Source organism: Actinokineospora auranticolor, from assembly GCF_041897805.1.
Lineage (GTDB): Bacteria > Actinomycetota > Actinomycetes > Mycobacteriales > Pseudonocardiaceae > Actinokineospora > Actinokineospora auranticolor.
This window is the reverse complement of the sequence record NZ_CP154825.1, coordinates 3613258-3629349: the sequence shown is the minus strand read 5'-3', so window position 1 is coordinate 3629349 and position 16092 is coordinate 3613258. Positions and strand designations below refer to the sequence as shown.

The following is a 16092-nucleotide window of genomic DNA, read 5'->3' as shown; positions in this document are numbered from 1 at the left end:
CGGAGAGGGAAGTTGGACCCGAGATCGGACTCCTGGCCGGACCGCCTGCACACGCTGTGGCGGTCCGCGTTCGGGGCGTTGAGCACGCGGCAGCTCGCGCGCGAGCTGTACACGGGTCTGCTGTCGCTGCCCGGTGTGCGCGCGGTGTTCGGGGTGCGGGTCGGCGCGGACGGTCGGGTGCAGGTCACGCGCTGGGCGGACGCGACCGGCCTCCAGTCCGGTCCGCCGGGATTGGCCGAGGAGGTGTGCGGGCTGGTGTCCGCGCTCACCTCCGGTGACCCGATCCGCCACCTCACCCTGGCCGAGGTGACCGACCTCTCCCCCGGTCTGGCCGAGCGGCTGGCCGCTGCCGGTCTGCTGGTCGTCGCCTTCGACGCCGCCGAGCGCGGGCAGGGCGTGCTCGGGATAGCCGTCGACGAGCCCCGACCAGAGGTCACCACCGCGCTGGCCCAGGCGACCGAGGTGGTCATCGCCGCCGACCACCGCATCGGCGAGCAGCGCGTGCTGGAGGACCGCCAGGCCCTCGACGCGCTGCTGGCCGAGGCGTCGCTGCGGATGGACGCCTCGCTCGACATCGCGGACACGCTGCGCGCGGTGCTGCGCATGGTGGTGCCCGCGCTGGCCGACGGCGCCGCGATCCACATCCGACAGGACGGCGGCATGGCGCCGATCGCCGCCGCGCACGTGGACGCCCAGCGCGAGCGCCTGCTCACCGAGCACCTGGCTGCGGGTCGCTGGGCGGGGCAGGCGCTGGTCGACGGCGCGGACCGGTCCGGTTTGGACGACGAGGCCCGGCCCGCCGGGCTGCCCCCCGAGGTCGGGCTGGACACCATGACGATCGGCGTGCTCCGCGCCCGCGGCCGGGACGTGGGCCTGCTGACGTTCTTCCACCGCCGGGGCTCGGGCAGGCGGAACTCGACGCGGCTGCTGCGCGACCTCGCGAGCCGCGCGGCGCTGGCGATCGACAACGCGACGCTCTACGAGCAGCGCCGCCACGACGTGGTGTCGCTGCAGCAGCACCTGCTGCCCGCGGTGCTGCCGGAGGTGCCCGGCGTGGAGCTGGCGGCCGGGTACAACGCGGCGGACCACACGATGGAGGTCGGCGGCGACTTCTACGGCGTGGTCGACCAGCCCGGCGGCACGGTGATCGCGCTGGTGGGCGACGTGTGCGGTCGCGGGGCGCCCGCGGCGGCGCTGACCGGCCTGGCCCGGCACACGCTGGAGACCGTGCTGGCCGAGGGCGGGTCGCCCCGGCACGCGCTGGGGACGCTGAACGCGAAGATGCTGCGCAACCGCATCTCGCGGTTCCTGACCATCGCCACCGCCACCCTGGGCCCGGTCGAGCCGGACGGGCTGCGGCTGGAGACGCTGGCCGCCGGGCACCCGGCGCCGCTGCTCGTGCGGCGGGAGGGAACGGTGCACGAGTGCGGCTGCACCGGTCGGCTCGTCGGGGTGCTCGCCGACCTGCGGCTGCGCTCGGCGGTCGACCTGCTCCGCCCCGGCGACCTCGTGGTCCTGTTCTCCGACGGCCTGATCGAGGCCCGCGACCCCGACGGCGGCTTCTTCGGCGACTCGGAGCTGGCGCGGACACTGGGCGAGCTGCGGGCGCTGCCGACGGCCCGACTGGTCGACGCCCTGCTCACCGGGTCGGACCGCTACCACGTCAACGACGACGTGGCGGTGCTGGCCATCCGCTACCTCGGCCCGCCGGTGCTCGACCGCGCGCTGCCGTCGGCGGAGGTGACCGACGCCGTCACCGCCGCCGTGCGGGCGCTGAACCCGGACCTCCCCCCGCCCGAGGAGCTCCTCGCGTTCCTCGCCGAGCACCCCGGCGAGATCCGCGCCACGGTGACCGGCGACGCCCGCTGGGCCCGGATCGACCTGACCGACGCGAACGGAGACCAGGCGTGGACCGAACTGGTGGCGTGAGGCCCGCGCCCGACGACCGCCTGGTGCTCGTCGTCGAGGACAGCGAGGTCGACCGGGAGGCCATCGACCGCGCCCTGTCCCGGTCGCACCCGGAGCTCACGCTCGAGTTCCTCCCCGACGGCGACACCGTCCTCGACCGCCTGCGCGACACGACCCGGCCCCGGCCCGCCCTGATGTTCCTCGACCTGTCGATGCCCGCCACCGACGGCTACCAGGTCCTGGCCGACGTGCGCGCCGACCCCGCCTTCGCGGACCTCACCATCATCGTCCTGACGTCCTCGACGACATCGGCCGACATCGACCGCTGCTACGCCGCGGGCGCGGACAGCTACATCTACAAGCCGGTCAACTTCGCGCTTTTCCGCACGGTCCTGCAAGGCGCCGTCGACTATTGGAACTCCACGGAAAAGAATAGCTAGTCCGCTCCGATACAAACCGTCGATCGACGCAGAAGCGTCCACACAGAAAATCGCCCTGCGCGCATAACTTCACCATTTCCGGAAACGACTCCGCCTGAGTCGACGCCGCAGAACCCTGCCACACCAGCGCATCCGGTAAAAACCGGCGGTTGACAGCCGTCGCGGTCGGTGGCGATGCTGGTGGCTCTTCACCGCGGCGCCACCCGATCCCACGGGGCCCGCGCATTCCACTGGCCGACTTCCGGCCAAGTTCACCACTTCCACCCTGGAGTACCTGTGCGCACTGTGAGAACCCTGCTCGCGGCCGCCTGCGCCACCGCCGCCGTCACCGCGGGGGTGGTGGCCGCCGACGCCGCCACCGGCAGCACCCACTACACCAGCACCCTCCCCGACGGCGCGGCCTGGATCGCCGACGTGCCAGAGCACCCCAACGGCACGACCGTCCTGTTCAGCCACGGCTTCGGCCCGCTGCGGCCGCAGAACGCCCCCGACCCCGCCACCCACGACGCCCTGCTCGACCAGGGGTACGCGCTCGTCGGCTCCTCCTACTCCGGACCGTCGGACTGGGCGCTGGCCACCGCCGTCGACGACCAGTTCGGCGCGCTCGCCGCCGCCGAGGCGCACACCGGCAAGGCCAAGCGGGTCATCGCCTGGGGGCAGTCGATGGGCGGGCTGGTCAGCGCGCTGGAGGCGGAGCGCGGGGCGAGCCGGATCCACGGCGCGCTCACCACGTGCGGGCTGGTCGCGGGCGGTGTGAGCCTGAACGACTACCAACTCGACGGCGCCTACGCGATCAGCGAACTACTGGCCGCCGACCAGCACGTCCAACTGGTCCGCTACGCCAACCCCCAGCAGGCGACGACAGCGGCGAACGCGCTGGTCGAGGCCACCAAGAAGGCCCAGAACACAGCCCAGGGCCGGGCCCGCACCGCGCTCGCGGCCGCCTTCTACAACGCCCCCACCTGGTTCACCGGCCCCACCGCGCCCGATCCGCGCGACTACGCCGCCCAGCAGCGGCAGCAGGCCGCGCAGCTGATCCAACTGGTCCTGCCGTTCACCGTCACCGGCCGCTACCAGGTCGAGCTGGCCGCGGGCGGCAACAGCGCGGCCACCGCGGGCGTCGACTACTCGGCACTGATCACCCGCAGCCCCCAGTACGCGCAGGTCACGGCCCTGTACCGGCAGGCGGGCCTCGACCTGCGCGCGGACCTGACCCGGCTCACCCGGCGCGCCGACATCAAGGCCGACCCGGGCGCCGTGCGGACGTTGACCGCGACGTCGACCGCCACCGGCAAGCTCGCCGTGCCGGAGTTGAACATCCACACCGTGGCCGACCAGCTGATCCCGGTCGAGCACGAGGAGTCCTACGCCACGCGCGTGCGCCGCGCGGGCTCCCAGGACCTCCTGCGCCAGGCCTTCGTGCAGGGCAGCGGCCACTGCGCCTTCCAGCCCGCGGGTTACCTCGCTGCGCTGCGCGCCCTGGAGTACCGGCTGGACACCGGTTCCTGGGCCGACCGCACCACCCCCGCGTCCCTCAACGCGGCCGCGAAGGCCGCCGACCTGGGCGCGTTCTCCCCGTACGCCACCTTCCGGCCCGTGCCCCTGACCAGGGGCTAGGCGGGCGGGCGGTCCGGGAGTTCGTCCAGGATCGCCGCCGCCAGGTCCGCCGCCTCGCCGCGCAAGTCCGCGTCGAGGCGGCGGAACACCTGCTCGGCCGGGCTGGCGGGCCAGTCGGCGGGCAGGTGTTCGGCGGGCAGGTGCGGGTCCTGGCGGACGACCTGGAGCCAGTCGGTGTGCAGGAGCAGTTGCCTGGCCAGGTGGTCGGGGACCGCAGGCAGCGGTTCGGGCACGTCCCATGTGGTCAGGAACCCGGTGTACCGGGCGGCGATGGTCGCGGTGTCGAAGGCCTTGCGCACCAGGTCGGCCGACCCGGTCGTGTCGGTGGGGCGCGCGGTCAGCACCGTCACGTGGTCGGCCAGGCCCAGGTGGTCGACGATCGCGTCAACGTCCCGGCGGCCGGGGGCGATCCACAGCCCGTTCTGCAGCGGCCCGAAACCCGCCCAGCTCAGCTGGGTGCGCAGGTCGTGCCGGTCGCCGCGGCGGCTGTCGGGCAGCGAGAACCCGACCAGCGTCCAGTCGCCGCCGGTGTCGTGGTTGACCGCGCCGGTCTCCCAGATCCGCTTCCTGCCGTCCTCGAGCACCGCGGCCGACCGCGCGGTGAGTCCGAAGTAGACCTTCCGACCGCTGCGGTGGCGGGCCAGCAGGCCGCGGCCCGCCATCCGGGTCAGCGTCGAGCGCACGGCCTCCTCGGACACGCCGACCCGCGCGAACACCTCGATCACGCTGCCGGAGTAGACGGCCACGTCCCGGCCGAGCACGTGCAGGCCCAGGAAGTTGAGCATCAGGGCCTGGGGCCGCGGTGCGTCGGTCATGGCCGCAGCGTAACCGCCGCCAACGTTGGGCACTTCATTGACGGCCGTAACGAGAGTGCCGTACTTTGGGTCGACGAGCACGGGAGGCGGAGATGGATCTGTCAGGCAAGGTCGCGGTGGTCACCGGCGGCGGACGCGGGCTCGGCCGCGCGTACGCCACGGCGCTGGCCGCGGCGGGGGCGGCGGTCGTGGTCAACGACGTGGACGCCGACGCCGCGCACGAGGTCGCGGCGGCGATCACCGCCGAGGGCGAGCGGGCCGCGGTGGTCGTCGCGCCGGTCGGCACGAGCGAGGTCGCCCAGCGCCTCGTGGACACCGCGGTGGCCGAGTTCGGGCGGCTGGACGTCATGGTCACCAACGCGGGCATCCTGCGCGACCGCGTGCTGTGGAAGATGTCCGATGAGGACTTCGACGACGTGGTCCGGGTGCACCTGCGCGGCACGTTCACCTGCGCCAGGGCCGCGGCGATCCGGATGCGCGAGCAGGGCGGCGGGCGCCTGGTCCTGGTGGGCTCACCGGCCGGGCAGCGCGGCAACTTCGGGCAGACCAACTACGCCGCCGCCAAGGCCGGGATCGCCGCCATGGCGCGGACCTGGGCCATGGAACTGGCCCGGTCGCGGATCACCGTCAACGCCATCGTGCCGATCGCGGCGACCGAGATGACGAAGACGATCCCCGCGTTCACCGAGGCCATCGGCGAGGCCGAGCGCACCGGCGCGCCGTTACCCGCCTGGCTGCGCCACGACGAGGGCTTCGGCACCCCCGAGGACGCTGCGGCGCTCGTGGTCTACCTGGCCTCGGATGCCGCAGAAGGCGTTACGGGGCAGGCGATCGGAATCGGCGGGGACAAGCTCTCCCTGTGGTCGCACCCTTCGGAGAAGACCGTCGCCTACTCCGAAGGCGGCTGGATCGCCGACGAGATCGCCGATTCCTGGGCCACCGGGATCGGCGCGGAACCCGAGACCTACGGGATCCCCGCCCCGCAGAGGGTTTCCTGACATGGGGATCGCCCTCGACGACCTGGTGGCCATCGACGTGCACACCCACGCCGAGGTCTCCCGGGACGGCCGCGGCTCGCTGAGCCCGGAGCTGCTGGCCGCGTCCGCCGGGTACTTCAAGGCTCACGACCACCGGCAGCCGACGATCCCCGAGATCGCCGCGCACTACCGGGAACGCCGGATGGCGGCGGTGGTGTTCACAGTGGACGCCGAGCACGCCACCGGCCACCCGCGGCTCTCCAACGAGGAGATCGCGGAGGACTGCGCCGAACACCCGGACGTGCTCATCCCGTTCGCCAGCATCGATCCCTGGCGCGGGAAAGCGGGGGTGCGCGAGGCTCGACGGCTGGCGACCGAGCACGGCGTGCGCGGGTTCAAGTTCCACCCCAGCCTTCAGGGTTTCGCGCCCAACGACCGGATGGCCTACCCCCTGTACGAGGCCATCGAGGAATTGGGCGTCTCCGCGCTGTTCCACACCGGACAGACGGGAATCGGCGCAGGCGTCCCGGGCGGCGGCGGAATCCGCCTGCGGTATTCCAACCCGATGCTCGTCGATGACGTCACCGTCGATTTCCCGGAATTGCGCGTGATCCTCGCCCACCCTTCCTTTCCCTGGCAGGACGAGGCTTTGGCGGTAGCCACGCACAAACCACACGTGCACATCGATCTCTCCGGCTGGTCCCCCAAGTACTTCCCGCCGCAGCTGGTGCGCTACACCAACACGCTGCTCAAGGACAAGGTCCTGTTCGGCTCGGACTACCCGGTGCTCACACCGGACCGCTGGCTGGCGGACTTCGCCAAGCTCGACATCGACCCCCAGGTGCGACCCCGCGTGCTCAAGGACAACGCGGCCCGGTTGCTCGGCCTGACCACGGAAGGAGACCCGCGATGACCACCACCGCCAAGGGACTGCCCGGCTTGCGCGGGCTGACCGGCGTCGACCTCGGCCCCGGTGCGTGGATGCAGGTCACGCAGGAGCGGATCGACGGGTTCGCCGACGCCGCCGACGACCACCAGTGGATCCACACCGACCCCGAGCGGGCCGCCGCGGGCCCGTTCGGCGGGACCATCGCGCACGGCTACCTCACGCTGTCGCTGCTCATCCCGCTGTTCAGCGACCTGCTGGTGGTCGAGGACGTGCGGATGAGCGTGAACTACGGGCTGGACAAGGTCCGCTTCCCCGCGCCGGTGCCGTCGGGAGCCAAGATCCGCCTGTCCGGCAAGGTCGTCGAGGTGCTCGACGTGCCCGGCGACGGCGTGCAGCTGTCCTGCGATTTCACCATCGAGATCGCGGGCTCGGTCAAGCCCGCCTGCGTCGCGCGCGCGGTTTACCGCCACTACGCCTGACTCCCCCATCCGGTACCTCAATGACGAGGGGCCCGCCATGACCACTTCCCCGGTGCTGCGGCGCGCGGTCGCGTCCAGCTTCCTCGGCAGCGCGATCGAGTATTACGACTTCCTGCTCTACGCCACGGCATCGGCGGTGGTCTTCGGCAAGGTCTTCTTCCCCGGCCTGGAACCGGGTCTGGCGACCGTGGCCAGTTTCGGGACGTTCGCGACCGGCTACCTGGCCCGGCCGCTGGGCGGGTTGGTGTTCGGCCACTTCGGGGACCGGCTGGGGCGCAAGCGGATGCTGGTGCTGACCATGATCCTGATGGGCGGGTCCAGCTTCCTGATCGGCTTACTGCCCGGCTACGCGCAAGTCGGCGTGGCGGCCCCGGTTCTGCTGGTGCTGCTACGGGTCGTGCAGGGTATCTCGGTGGGCGGCGAGTGGGGCGGATCGGTCTTGCTCTCCGTCGAGCACGCGAAGTCTCGACGCGGGCTGTGGGCCGGGTTCACCAACGCGGGCGGCCCGGCGGGCAGCCTGCTGTCGACCGTGGCGCTGTCGGTGACCGCCGGGCTGACCTCCGAGGCGGATTTCCTCGCCTGGGGTTGGCGGATCCCCTTCCTGTTCAGCATCGTGCTGCTGGCGGTCGGGATGTTCGTGCGGTCCCGGGTCGAGGAACCGCCCGCGTTCGTTTCCGCGAAGCGGCACCGGATCCCGGTCGTGGCGGTGCTGCGCGAACACCCGCGGGCGCTGCTGCTGGGAATCGGGACCGGGTTGGCGGCCTTCGTCTTCCAGGCGACGCTGACCACGTTCGTGCTGTCCTACGGGGTGCGGGTCGGACACGGGCGGCAGGACGTGCTGGACGCGCTCACGATCTCGTCGGCGACCGCGGTGGTCGGGGTCCTCGCCTGGTCGGCGTTCTCGGACCGGGTCGGCAGGCGGCCGGTCATGTTCGCCGGGGCCGTGCTGATCGCGCTGTTCGGGTTCGGGCTGTTCCCACTGGTCCGTGCGGGCGGGGACGCGCCACTCGTGCTCGCTTTGGTGGTGGGACAGGGAATACTGCACCCGATGTTGTTCGGACCGCTGGCGGCGCTGTACGCGGAGCTGTTCGCCACCGGCAGCCGGTACACCGGGGCGTCGCTCGGCTACCAGGTCGCCGGGCTGGGCGCCGGGTTCGCACCACTGATCTTCGCGGAACTCCAGCGGGGGTCCGGCGCGTCGACGGTCCCGGTGTCGGTGACGATCGCGGTGTTCTGCGCCGTGTCCGCGGCGTGCGTGCTGGCGCTGCGGGAGACCGGTCGCGGAGAGCTTCCGGCGGAGGGGAGTTGAGGTGTGGGGCAACGGAATCGGCGGCTGGCCCGCCCGGCGCGCGCTGATGACGCCGGACCGCACGGCACTGGTCTTCGAGGGGAGGTCCACGACCTACGCGGAGCTGTCCCGCCGGGTGAACGCGCTGGCGTCCCGGCTGGTCGCGGCGGGGGTGGCGGCCGGTGACCGGGTGGCCTACCTCGGCCAGAACCACCCGGCGTTCGTCGACACGCTGTTCGCGACCACACTGGTCGGCGCGATCTTCGTCCCCCTGAACTTCCGGCTGACCGGACCCGAACTGGCCTACCAGCTGACCGACGCCGCCCCTGCGGTCCTGGTCCACGACCCCGCGCACCCGGCGCCTGGCGCCACACGGACGATCGAGGTCGACGCGGACTGGCCCGGGGGCGGCGGCGACGCGCCCGCCGCTCCCCCGGTGCCGGTGGACGCCCCCGCGATGATCCTCTACACCTCGGGGACGACCGGGCGGCCGAAGGGGGCGGTGCTCAGCCACGCCAACCTGATCTGGAACACGGCCAACGTGCTCGTCGGCGTCGACGTCTCGGCCGACGAGGTCACCCTGGTGTCGGCGCCCCTGTTCCACATCGCCGCCCTCGCCCAGACCCTGCTCCCGACCCTGGCCAAGGGCGGCTGCGCGGTGCTCACCCCCGGCTTCGACCCGGACCACTGCCTGGACCTCGTGGAGCGGTTCCGTGTGACCTGGATGTTCGGCGTGGCGACGATGTACGCCACGCTCGCGGCGTCGCCGAGGTGGGCGTCGGCGGACCTGTCCTCGTTGCGGGAGCTGATGTGCGGGGGCGCGCCGGTGCCGGAGTCGCTGATCCGGACGTACCTCGACCGCGGGTTGGTGCTGAGCCAGGGCTACGGGATGACGGAGACGGCGCCGGGGGTGACGTACCTGGAGGCGAGCCGGACGGCCACCCACATCGGGTCCGCGGGCCTGCCGGTGTTCTTCACCGACGTCCGCCTGTCAGACCTCGGGGAGCTGGAGGTCAGCGGCCCGAACGTGACCCCGGGCTACTGGAACGCCCCCGACGCGACCGCGGCGGCCTTCACCCCGGACGGCTGGTTCCGCACCGGCGACCTGGCCCGCGTCGACGACGCTGGCCACCACCACATAGTGGGGCGGGTGAAGGACATGTACATCTCGGGCGGCGAGAACGTCTACCCGGCCGAGGTGGAGAACGCGTTGACCGGGCACCCGGACGTGGCCGAGGCGGCGGTGATCGGCGTACCGGACACCAAGTGGGGCGAGACCGGCCACGCGTTCGTCGTGGGCGCCGCCGCGGCACCCGAGGCCGACGCCCTGCGCGCGTACCTGCGGGAGCGGCTGGCGGGCTACAAGGTCCCCACCCGCTTCACCTTCGTGACCTCGTTGCCCCGCACGGCATCGGGCAAGGTCCACAAGCCCACGCTGCGGACCGAGGTCCGCCGGGACCGGTAGTCCCGAACGCCACCCGAGGCACCCCATCGGTGCCAGAATCTCCTTATCACCAAGAAAAGGGGGTTCGAGGTGACCGGATTCCGTTGGACCGTCGCGGTGTGCTCACTGGTGTTCACCATCGGCACCGCGGTGCAGAACTTCGGCATAGTCGACCTGCCGCTCATCGAGCGGACCATGGTCCTGGCGGGCAACACCCCGGACCAGGCCGCCGCGGACGCGCCGGGGTTCTTGTCCGCCTTCCGTTTGGTGGGCTGCGTCTTCATCGTCGGCAACGCCCTGGGTGTATCCGCCCTGACCTCGCACCGGTGGCCGCTCTGGGTCGCCCTGGCCGTCAACGCCTGCCAGGCCGCCGGGGTGTTCATGATCCCGTTCGAGGTCTCCGACGCCACCGCCGACCGCTACGGCCCGGCGGGTCTCCTCCCTTCCCTCGTCACCGATGGCGGCGCCCTGCTCCTCACCACCGTCCTGCTGATCGCCTTGGCGCGTGGTGCCTTCCGGGCCCGGCCCGCGGCGATCCGGTAGTCACATGTTGACCACCAGGCGCGGGACCGGGACCACCGGCCACGCCGCGGAGGTGGTGGGCTCGGTCAGGTCGAGGAGCCGGTAGAGGGTCTGGCGGATCAGGTCGGCCGACAGGCCGTGGGCCGTCGCCACCCGGCGGCGGGCGATCTCCCACTGCTCGGCCCGCGCGGCCCGGGCCGCGCCCAGCTGGACGGGCAGCGGCACCGTCGAGTCGAGCCGGGGGCTGCACGCCGCCAGCTCGGCCAGCACGGAGTCCGGGTCGATGTCCAGGTCGGGGAAGTGGCTCAGCAGCACCGGGACGCCCACCCCGGCGGCGTACGCGGTCAGCGAGCTGTGGTCGGCGATCAGCACGTCGGCCGCGGCGACCAGGGCCCGCCAGTCCTCGCCGACGTCGACCAGGTCCACCCCGGCCTCGCGCGCCTTGCGCAGCCACGTGCGCACCTGTCGGGAGCCGTGCTCCGACCACACCGCCGGGTGCAGCGTCGCGATCACCCGGTGGTCGGCCGGGAGGGCGGCGGGCAGCGCGGCCAGCAGGTCGAACTGCCTGCACAGCAGCGACTCCTGACCCCAGGTGGAGGCGACCGCGACCAGTGTCTGACCGGTGCGCACGCCCAGCCCCGCGCGGAACCGCTCGCGGTCGGCCTGGCAGGCGACCAGCCGGTCGAAGCACGGGTCGCCCGCGACGATCGCCGCGGGCACCGCCTCCGGGCACTGGCGGGCGAGGGTGCGCAGGTGGTCCGGGTGCGGCAGGACCAGCGAATCGAAGACGAGCGAGCCATCGCGGTCCAGCAGGGATTCCCGGTCGAGGCCGTAGACCGGCCGTTCCGCGCCCGGGTGCGACCAGCGGGGCCACAGCTTGTTGTAGCCCGCGCCGTGCGGGGCCGCGAACCGGCGCAGCGCCGGGACGTCCTCCATGCGGTGCAGGCTGGCGGAGATGGCCAGGTCGTACCGGGTGTCGACGGCCTCCTCCCACGGCACCACCCGCACCTCCAGCTCGCCCAGCCGCTTCGCCACGCCGGTGCCGAGCCGGTCGGGCACCTGGGTGTAGACCAGCTGCACGCGGGGGTCGTCTTCGAGGAGAACGCAGATGTCCTCCAACCGCATCAAGCTGGTCACGGTGTGGGCGCCGAGCAGGACCGTCCGCCGGTAGCCGGTGCTGCCCCAGCGGGCCTGCTCGGGCCGCGCCTCCACCACCCGGGCCACGGTCTCGTCCGGACGCTCCACGACCCGGATCCGGCGCCGCAGCGCGGACGGCACGCGGCGGATCGCCGGGTACCGCTCGCTCAGCCGCGACATCGGGGACCGCTGGTTCTCGCCCCCTGGGGACGGCGCAGGAGTCGTCATGGCACTCACCCTTCCTCCATCTCAGGGGAAAGGGCCGAAGACCGCGCTACTGCCGCGCGCGCCCGCCGTGGTGGTCGCCCCTCAGCCACCACCACGTCCGACGCACCGAACCGGCCGCCACCCCGCTCTCCCCACCCCCGAACGCGAACCTCGGGTCCGCTACCGAAAGCGTACGACTCTTCGATTCGAAGTCAAGGCAAAGTCAGAGCGCGAGCCAAGTTGTCTACAATTCGACCGTCCGATCGATCTGCAGGGCGAATGCCAGCGCACCGCGCGCCCCGGCCAGCAGTCCCAGCTCGGAACCCGCCACCACCATGGGCTCGACACCGCTGTCGAACATCCCGCGCAGGGCGTAGAGCCGGATCGAGGACTGCAGCGGGTCGACCAGGAAGTCCGCCGCCCGGCCGAGCTCGCCGCCGAGCACCACGATCTCGGGGTTCACCACGTTGCACACCCTGGCCAGCGCGACCCCGATGGTGCGGGCCGCGTCCTGCAGGATCCGCCTGCACACCACGTCGCCGCTCTTGGCCCGCTCGATCATGCTCTCCAGGCTGGTCGGCAGGTCCATCCGGTACCCGGCGTAGGCCTGCCGGACCTGGTCGAGCAGCCGGGTGCCGCCCACGACGGTCTCCAGGCAGCCCCGGTTGCCGCAGCGGCAGACGATGCCCTGCGGGTCCATGGTCAGGTGCCCGACCTCGCCCGCCAGGCCGTGCCTGCCGCGGTAGATCCGGCGGCCGATGATCAGGCCGGACCCGATGCCGGTGGACGCCTTGACGAACAGCATGGTCTCCCGACCGCGCCCGGCACCGTAGACCTGCTCGCCGTACGCGGCGAGGTTCGCTTCGTTGTCCACGATGACCGGTACGTTGGGGAAGTGGTCCTGGAACCGGCTCTGCGGGTTGCCGGACAGGTCCCACGACAGCGACGCGGCGACCTGGGCGATGGCGCCGCTGCGCGGGTCGACGGCGGCGGGCAGCCCGATCCCGATGGAGACGATGTGCTCCTCGTCGAGCCCGGTCTGCGCGGCCAGTTCCCGGATCAGCCGGGCCGCCTCGCGCACCCACATCGCGCCGCCCTGGTCCGACCCGAAGTCGACGGACTCGTGCTCGACGGTCGAGGTGTCGACGCGCCGGGCCGCGACGGTCAGCCCGTTGTGGTTGACCTCCACGCCCACCGCGACACCGCGGACCGCGCCGAGCCGCACCCGCTTGCCGCGCTCGCCCTCGGTGTTGTCGACCCGGACGATCCCCTCGCCCTGCAACTCGGTGATGACGGTGGAGACCGTGGCCTGGGACAGGTCGGCCTGCCGGGCGATGCTGACCTGCGTGCCCGGACCGGCCATCACCGCTCGGATGATCTTCCGGCGGTTCGCGTCGCGGACGGAGTCCGACGGCGTCCACAGCAACGCGCGCGCGCTGGGGACCGTTCCCTCGGATGTACTTGCGCTCACCACGCCCTCCCCGTTGTCTTCTACTTGAAGACTGCCTACCGTAGACCCTACGCGAGATGGTAGTCGGGTCGCCCAATGCACCGCGGCGTGAACACGAGATTGTGTTCAGTTCGACCCGACATCAACCTCCAACCTAAGGAACTCTCGGTTCTCGCCGCGTGTCCAAGTTCCGTCAATACGCGTGAAGGATCACCCCTGGCGGGTGGTGACACGCGCCGCTACCATTAACTCCTGGTAATTGGGTCTTGACGGTCCGAAGTAGAACGTTCGGAGGCGAATTTGAGCGACAGCGCCGCTACGGCTGAAGTCCAGCCCCGCACACCTGAGCCCAACTATCAGCCACCGGTCGTGATCGACCTCGGACCCGCTTTCGAGGTAACGTTCGGCAGTGGCTCGGGAACGCCGGATGCCAATGGCCAGGAGTACGGCTGAGCCGATAGTGAAACCGCGTGTTACTGGTCGCTGACGCCACCGACCACGACGGGCCGGACCGCCGCGAAAAATGGCGGTTCACCGTCTCGAATTCCGATTCGCTTCAATTCAAGGACGAGAGCTGCCGCGCATTCGTGGTGGGGAATTGCCTCGGGCTCCGAGAAATCGCCGACCCGACGGCGGGGCGGACGGCGGCCGACCGGCTCGACGCGCTCGCCCGGGCCCCGGGCGCCTTCGCGGTCGCCGTCGAGCGGCCGGGCGAGATCCTGCTCCGGACCGACCCGACCGGCCAGTTCCCGCTCTACACCGCGCGCTCCCCCACCCGCGCGGTGGTCGGTGACGACCCCGGGGCGGTCGCCGCGGCCGTCCGCGCGCCCCTCGACACCGGCACCGCGGCGGCCTGCCTGGCCTGCCCCTCGATCGCCGATCTCTTCGCGTCGGCCACCATGTTCACCGGCGTCTGTCAAGTGCCCGGCGGCGCGACGATCCGAATGGCCGCCGAGGGTACGCGGGTGGACAATCTCGACCCGATACGAGTCGATTCCGCGGCGACGATCGCCGACGCCGCCTATCGACTGCGATCGGCGCTGCTCGAATCGATTCGGCTCCGGGTCGCGGATACCCCGCGGGTCGTGTCCGATTTCAGCGGAGGGCTGGATTCCACGTCGCTGGCATTCCTCGCGGCGGAGTACACCGATGAGTTACCGGTCATCACTTTCCGCAACCCCGACGCCCCCGTTGCCGATGACGTGGACCGGGCGGCGCGATACGTGGCACTTTCCCCGGTCCTGCGGCACCACGTCGTGACCACATCGGGCGAACACCTGCCCTACCAAAGGCTGGTCGCCGCGACCGGGGAACCGCACGTGACCCCGATTTCGCTCGGCAGCTTCCGGGCCCGGCTGGCGCACGCCGCCGCGCTCGGCGCGCGCGCCCACCTGGTCGGCGAGGCGGGCGACGTGCTGCTCAGCCCGCCCGCCGCCTACCTCGCGGACCTCGCCAGGCACGGCGACCTCACCACCCTCTGGCGGCACTGCCGCGCCTGGGCCCGCCTGCGCACCCTGTCCCCCACCCGCCTCTTCCGCCGCGCCGTCCAGGTCGGCACCACCGGCCGCCGACGCGCCCTCCTCGACCTCGCCGCGCACCTGCGGCGGGGCTGCGAGCGCGGGCCGACCGACTGGGCCGACGACCAGGTCACCCTCGTCGGCACCCCGCAGGCGCACTGGCTGACCCGGGCCGCCGCGGCGGGCCTCGCCGACCGGCTCGCCGCGCTCGCCGACGAGCCGGACCGGGACGAGCACCTGGGCGACCTCGTCACCCGGGGCTGGTTGCGGCTGCAGAACCTCACCCAGCGCGCGCTGCGGGTGGAGGGCGAGCGGTACGGCATCGCCGTGCACGCGCCCTTCCTCGACGCCGCGGTCGTGCGCGCCTGCCTCTCCCTGACCGCGGCCCGGCGCGCCGACCCGAGCGCGCCCAAGCCGCTGCTCCGCGCGGCCCTGACCGGGCTGGTCCCGGACGCGGTGCTGACCAGACCCACCAAGGGCGCCTACTCCCGCGACGCCTACGCCGGGGTCCGCCGGGCCGCGCCGCGACTGCGGGCGCTGCTCGCCGAGTCCGCCGCCGCCGACCACGGGCTGCTCGACGCCGCGCGGGTCCGGCCGGTGCTCGAAGGCGCGATCGACGGGCTGCCGGTGCCGTGGAGCGCGCTCAACCAGGTGTTCGCGGTCGAGTTGTGGTTGCGTGAGAGGGGTTCCCCGTGAGCTGGTTCACCGTGCCGGAGACCGTGCACTCCCGGGACGACGGCAACGGGCACCTCGTGCTGCTCAACGCGACCACCGGGCACTGGCACCGGCTCAACGCGACCGGCGCCGAGTTCTTCGCGCACCTCAAGGCCCACCACGACGTCGACGCCGCGGTCACCGCCTTGGTCGACCGGTTCCCCGGCGTACCGGCCGACCGCATCCGGCACGACGTGGAGGCGCTCGTGGCCGAGTTGGTCCGCTTCGGCTTGGTGGAGCCGACCGAGCGCCGCGAGGCGCACGGCGTGCTGATGGCCTTACCGCCGGTGCAACGCCCGAGCGGTCTCACCGAGCGCCTCGCCGCCGTAGTGGCGTTTCCCGTCGCCCTGCTTCTCCTACGCCTACCGTTCCGCCTCTCCACGACTGCCGTGAGCCGCGTCAAGCGCGGCCGGGTACGGGAGACGGCCACGCCCGCGCAGGTGGTCGCCTGGCTCGCCGCGGCGAGGTGGGTGAGCAGGCACTACCCGGGGCGGGTGGCGTGCCTGGAGCTGTCGCTCACGGCGGTCCTGATCGGCGCGGTCCTCCAGCGCGGTGTGGACTGGTGCTTCGGCTTCGCGGTCGACCCGCAGACTTTCCACGCGTGGGTCGAGGTGTCGGGTGAACCCGTAGTGGAGGCGGCCGACGATCCGGTCGCGGCCACCTACCACCGGGTGTTCCTGGTCTGAAC

General features: G+C 72.3%; 14 protein-coding genes. 11 read left to right on the top strand and 3 right to left on the bottom strand.

Annotation, left to right across the window (positions count from 1 at the left end):
- Positions 1-12: 12 nt before the first annotated feature.
- The 3 genes from V5P93_RS16410 to V5P93_RS16400 all read left to right on the top strand — a co-directional run bounded on the left by V5P93_RS16410 (position 13) and on the right by V5P93_RS16400 (position 3965).
- The gene (locus tag V5P93_RS16410; RefSeq protein ID WP_104476561.1) at positions 13-1929 is read left to right on the top strand and encodes a PP2C family protein-serine/threonine phosphatase; all 1917 of its coding nucleotides are present in this window, start codon (positions 13-15) and stop codon (positions 1927-1929) included.
- Positions 1926-2348, top strand: coding sequence for a response regulator (locus V5P93_RS16405; RefSeq protein WP_181043285.1), 423 nt, complete (start codon positions 1926-1928; stop codon positions 2346-2348). Before V5P93_RS16410 ends, V5P93_RS16405 begins: the two co-directional genes overlap by 4 nt.
- 276 nt (positions 2349-2624) lie before the next feature.
- Positions 2625-3965 (top strand): alpha/beta hydrolase, encoded by a 1341-nt coding sequence (locus V5P93_RS16400; protein WP_104476557.1) that lies wholly within the window; start codon positions 2625-2627, stop codon positions 3963-3965.
- Here V5P93_RS16400 and V5P93_RS16395 read toward each other — a convergent pair.
- Positions 3962-4780, bottom strand: coding sequence for a PaaX family transcriptional regulator C-terminal domain-containing protein (locus V5P93_RS16395; protein ID WP_104476555.1), 819 nt, complete (start codon positions 4778-4780; stop codon positions 3962-3964). The genes V5P93_RS16400 and V5P93_RS16395 overlap by 4 nt on opposite strands.
- 92 nt (positions 4781-4872) lie before the next feature.
- Between V5P93_RS16395 and V5P93_RS16390 the strand changes: the two genes are divergently transcribed.
- From V5P93_RS16390 to V5P93_RS16365, 6 genes are all read left to right on the top strand, one after another.
- Positions 4873-5778 carry an SDR family NAD(P)-dependent oxidoreductase gene (locus V5P93_RS16390; protein WP_104476553.1) on the top strand — a complete coding sequence of 302 codons (906 nt, stop codon included), beginning with the start codon at positions 4873-4875 and terminating at the stop codon, positions 5776-5778.
- Between the two features lies 1 nt (position 5779).
- The gene (locus V5P93_RS16385) at positions 5780-6670 is read left to right on the top strand and encodes an amidohydrolase family protein (RefSeq protein ID WP_104476552.1); all 891 of its coding nucleotides are present in this window, start codon (positions 5780-5782) and stop codon (positions 6668-6670) included.
- Entirely contained in the window at positions 6667-7125 is a 459-nt protein-coding gene (locus tag V5P93_RS16380; protein WP_104476550.1) for a MaoC family dehydratase, read from the top strand. The genes V5P93_RS16385 and V5P93_RS16380 overlap by 4 nt, the downstream gene beginning before the upstream one ends.
- 37 nt (positions 7126-7162) lie before the next feature.
- Positions 7163-8434, top strand: a complete 1272-nt coding sequence (locus V5P93_RS16375; RefSeq protein ID WP_104476548.1) for an MFS transporter — start codon at positions 7163-7165, stop codon at positions 8432-8434.
- A 1-nt stretch (position 8435) separates the two neighbouring features.
- On the top strand, positions 8436-9878 hold the full coding sequence (locus V5P93_RS16370; RefSeq protein ID WP_104476547.1) for a long-chain fatty acid--CoA ligase: 1443 nt from the start codon (positions 8436-8438) through the stop codon (positions 9876-9878).
- 69 nt (positions 9879-9947) lie between these two features.
- Positions 9948-10400 carry a hypothetical protein gene (locus tag V5P93_RS16365; RefSeq protein WP_104476545.1) on the top strand — a complete coding sequence of 151 codons (453 nt, stop codon included), beginning with the start codon at positions 9948-9950 and terminating at the stop codon, positions 10398-10400.
- Here the strand turns inward: V5P93_RS16365 and V5P93_RS16360 are convergent, their stop codons facing one another.
- The gene (locus V5P93_RS16360; RefSeq protein ID WP_146107905.1) at positions 10401-11744 is read right to left on the bottom strand and encodes a CDP-glycerol glycerophosphotransferase family protein; all 1344 of its coding nucleotides are present in this window, start codon (positions 11742-11744) and stop codon (positions 10401-10403) included.
- A 223-nt stretch (positions 11745-11967) separates the two neighbouring features.
- A complete protein-coding gene (locus V5P93_RS16355) occupies positions 11968-13194 on the bottom strand; it encodes an ROK family transcriptional regulator (RefSeq protein WP_245930987.1) in 1227 nt (408 codons plus the stop codon).
- Positions 13195-13643: 449 nt separating this feature from the next.
- Here V5P93_RS16355 and V5P93_RS16350 point away from each other — a divergent pair, with 449 nt between their 5' ends.
- Together V5P93_RS16350 and V5P93_RS16345 are read left to right on the top strand one after the other, a co-directional pair.
- Positions 13644-15386, top strand: coding sequence for an asparagine synthase-related protein (locus V5P93_RS16350; protein ID WP_104476541.1), 1743 nt, complete (start codon positions 13644-13646; stop codon positions 15384-15386).
- Positions 15383-16090 (top strand): lasso peptide biosynthesis B2 protein, encoded by a 708-nt coding sequence (locus tag V5P93_RS16345; protein ID WP_104476539.1) that lies wholly within the window; start codon positions 15383-15385, stop codon positions 16088-16090. Before V5P93_RS16350 ends, V5P93_RS16345 begins: the two co-directional genes overlap by 4 nt.
- Positions 16091-16092: the final 2 nt, after the last annotated feature.

What these genes read in the sequence shown, in the direction of transcription:
- V5P93_RS16395 (WP_104476555.1), bottom strand. Translation starts at nt 4,780, where the DNA reads ATGACCGACGCACCGCGGCCCCAGGCCCTGATGCTCAACTTCCTGGGC.
- V5P93_RS16390 (WP_104476553.1), top strand. Translation starts at nt 4,873, where the DNA reads ATGGATCTGTCAGGCAAGGTCGCGGTGGTCACCGGCGGCGGACGCGGG.
- V5P93_RS16385 (WP_104476552.1), top strand. Translation starts at nt 5,780, where the DNA reads ATGGGGATCGCCCTCGACGACCTGGTGGCCATCGACGTGCACACCCAC.
- V5P93_RS16380 (WP_104476550.1), top strand. Translation starts at nt 6,667, where the DNA reads ATGACCACCACCGCCAAGGGACTGCCCGGCTTGCGCGGGCTGACCGGC.
- V5P93_RS16375 (WP_104476548.1), top strand. Translation starts at nt 7,163, where the DNA reads ATGACCACTTCCCCGGTGCTGCGGCGCGCGGTCGCGTCCAGCTTCCTC.
- V5P93_RS16360 (WP_146107905.1), bottom strand. Translation starts at nt 11,744, where the DNA reads ATGACGACTCCTGCGCCGTCCCCAGGGGGCGAGAACCAGCGGTCCCCG.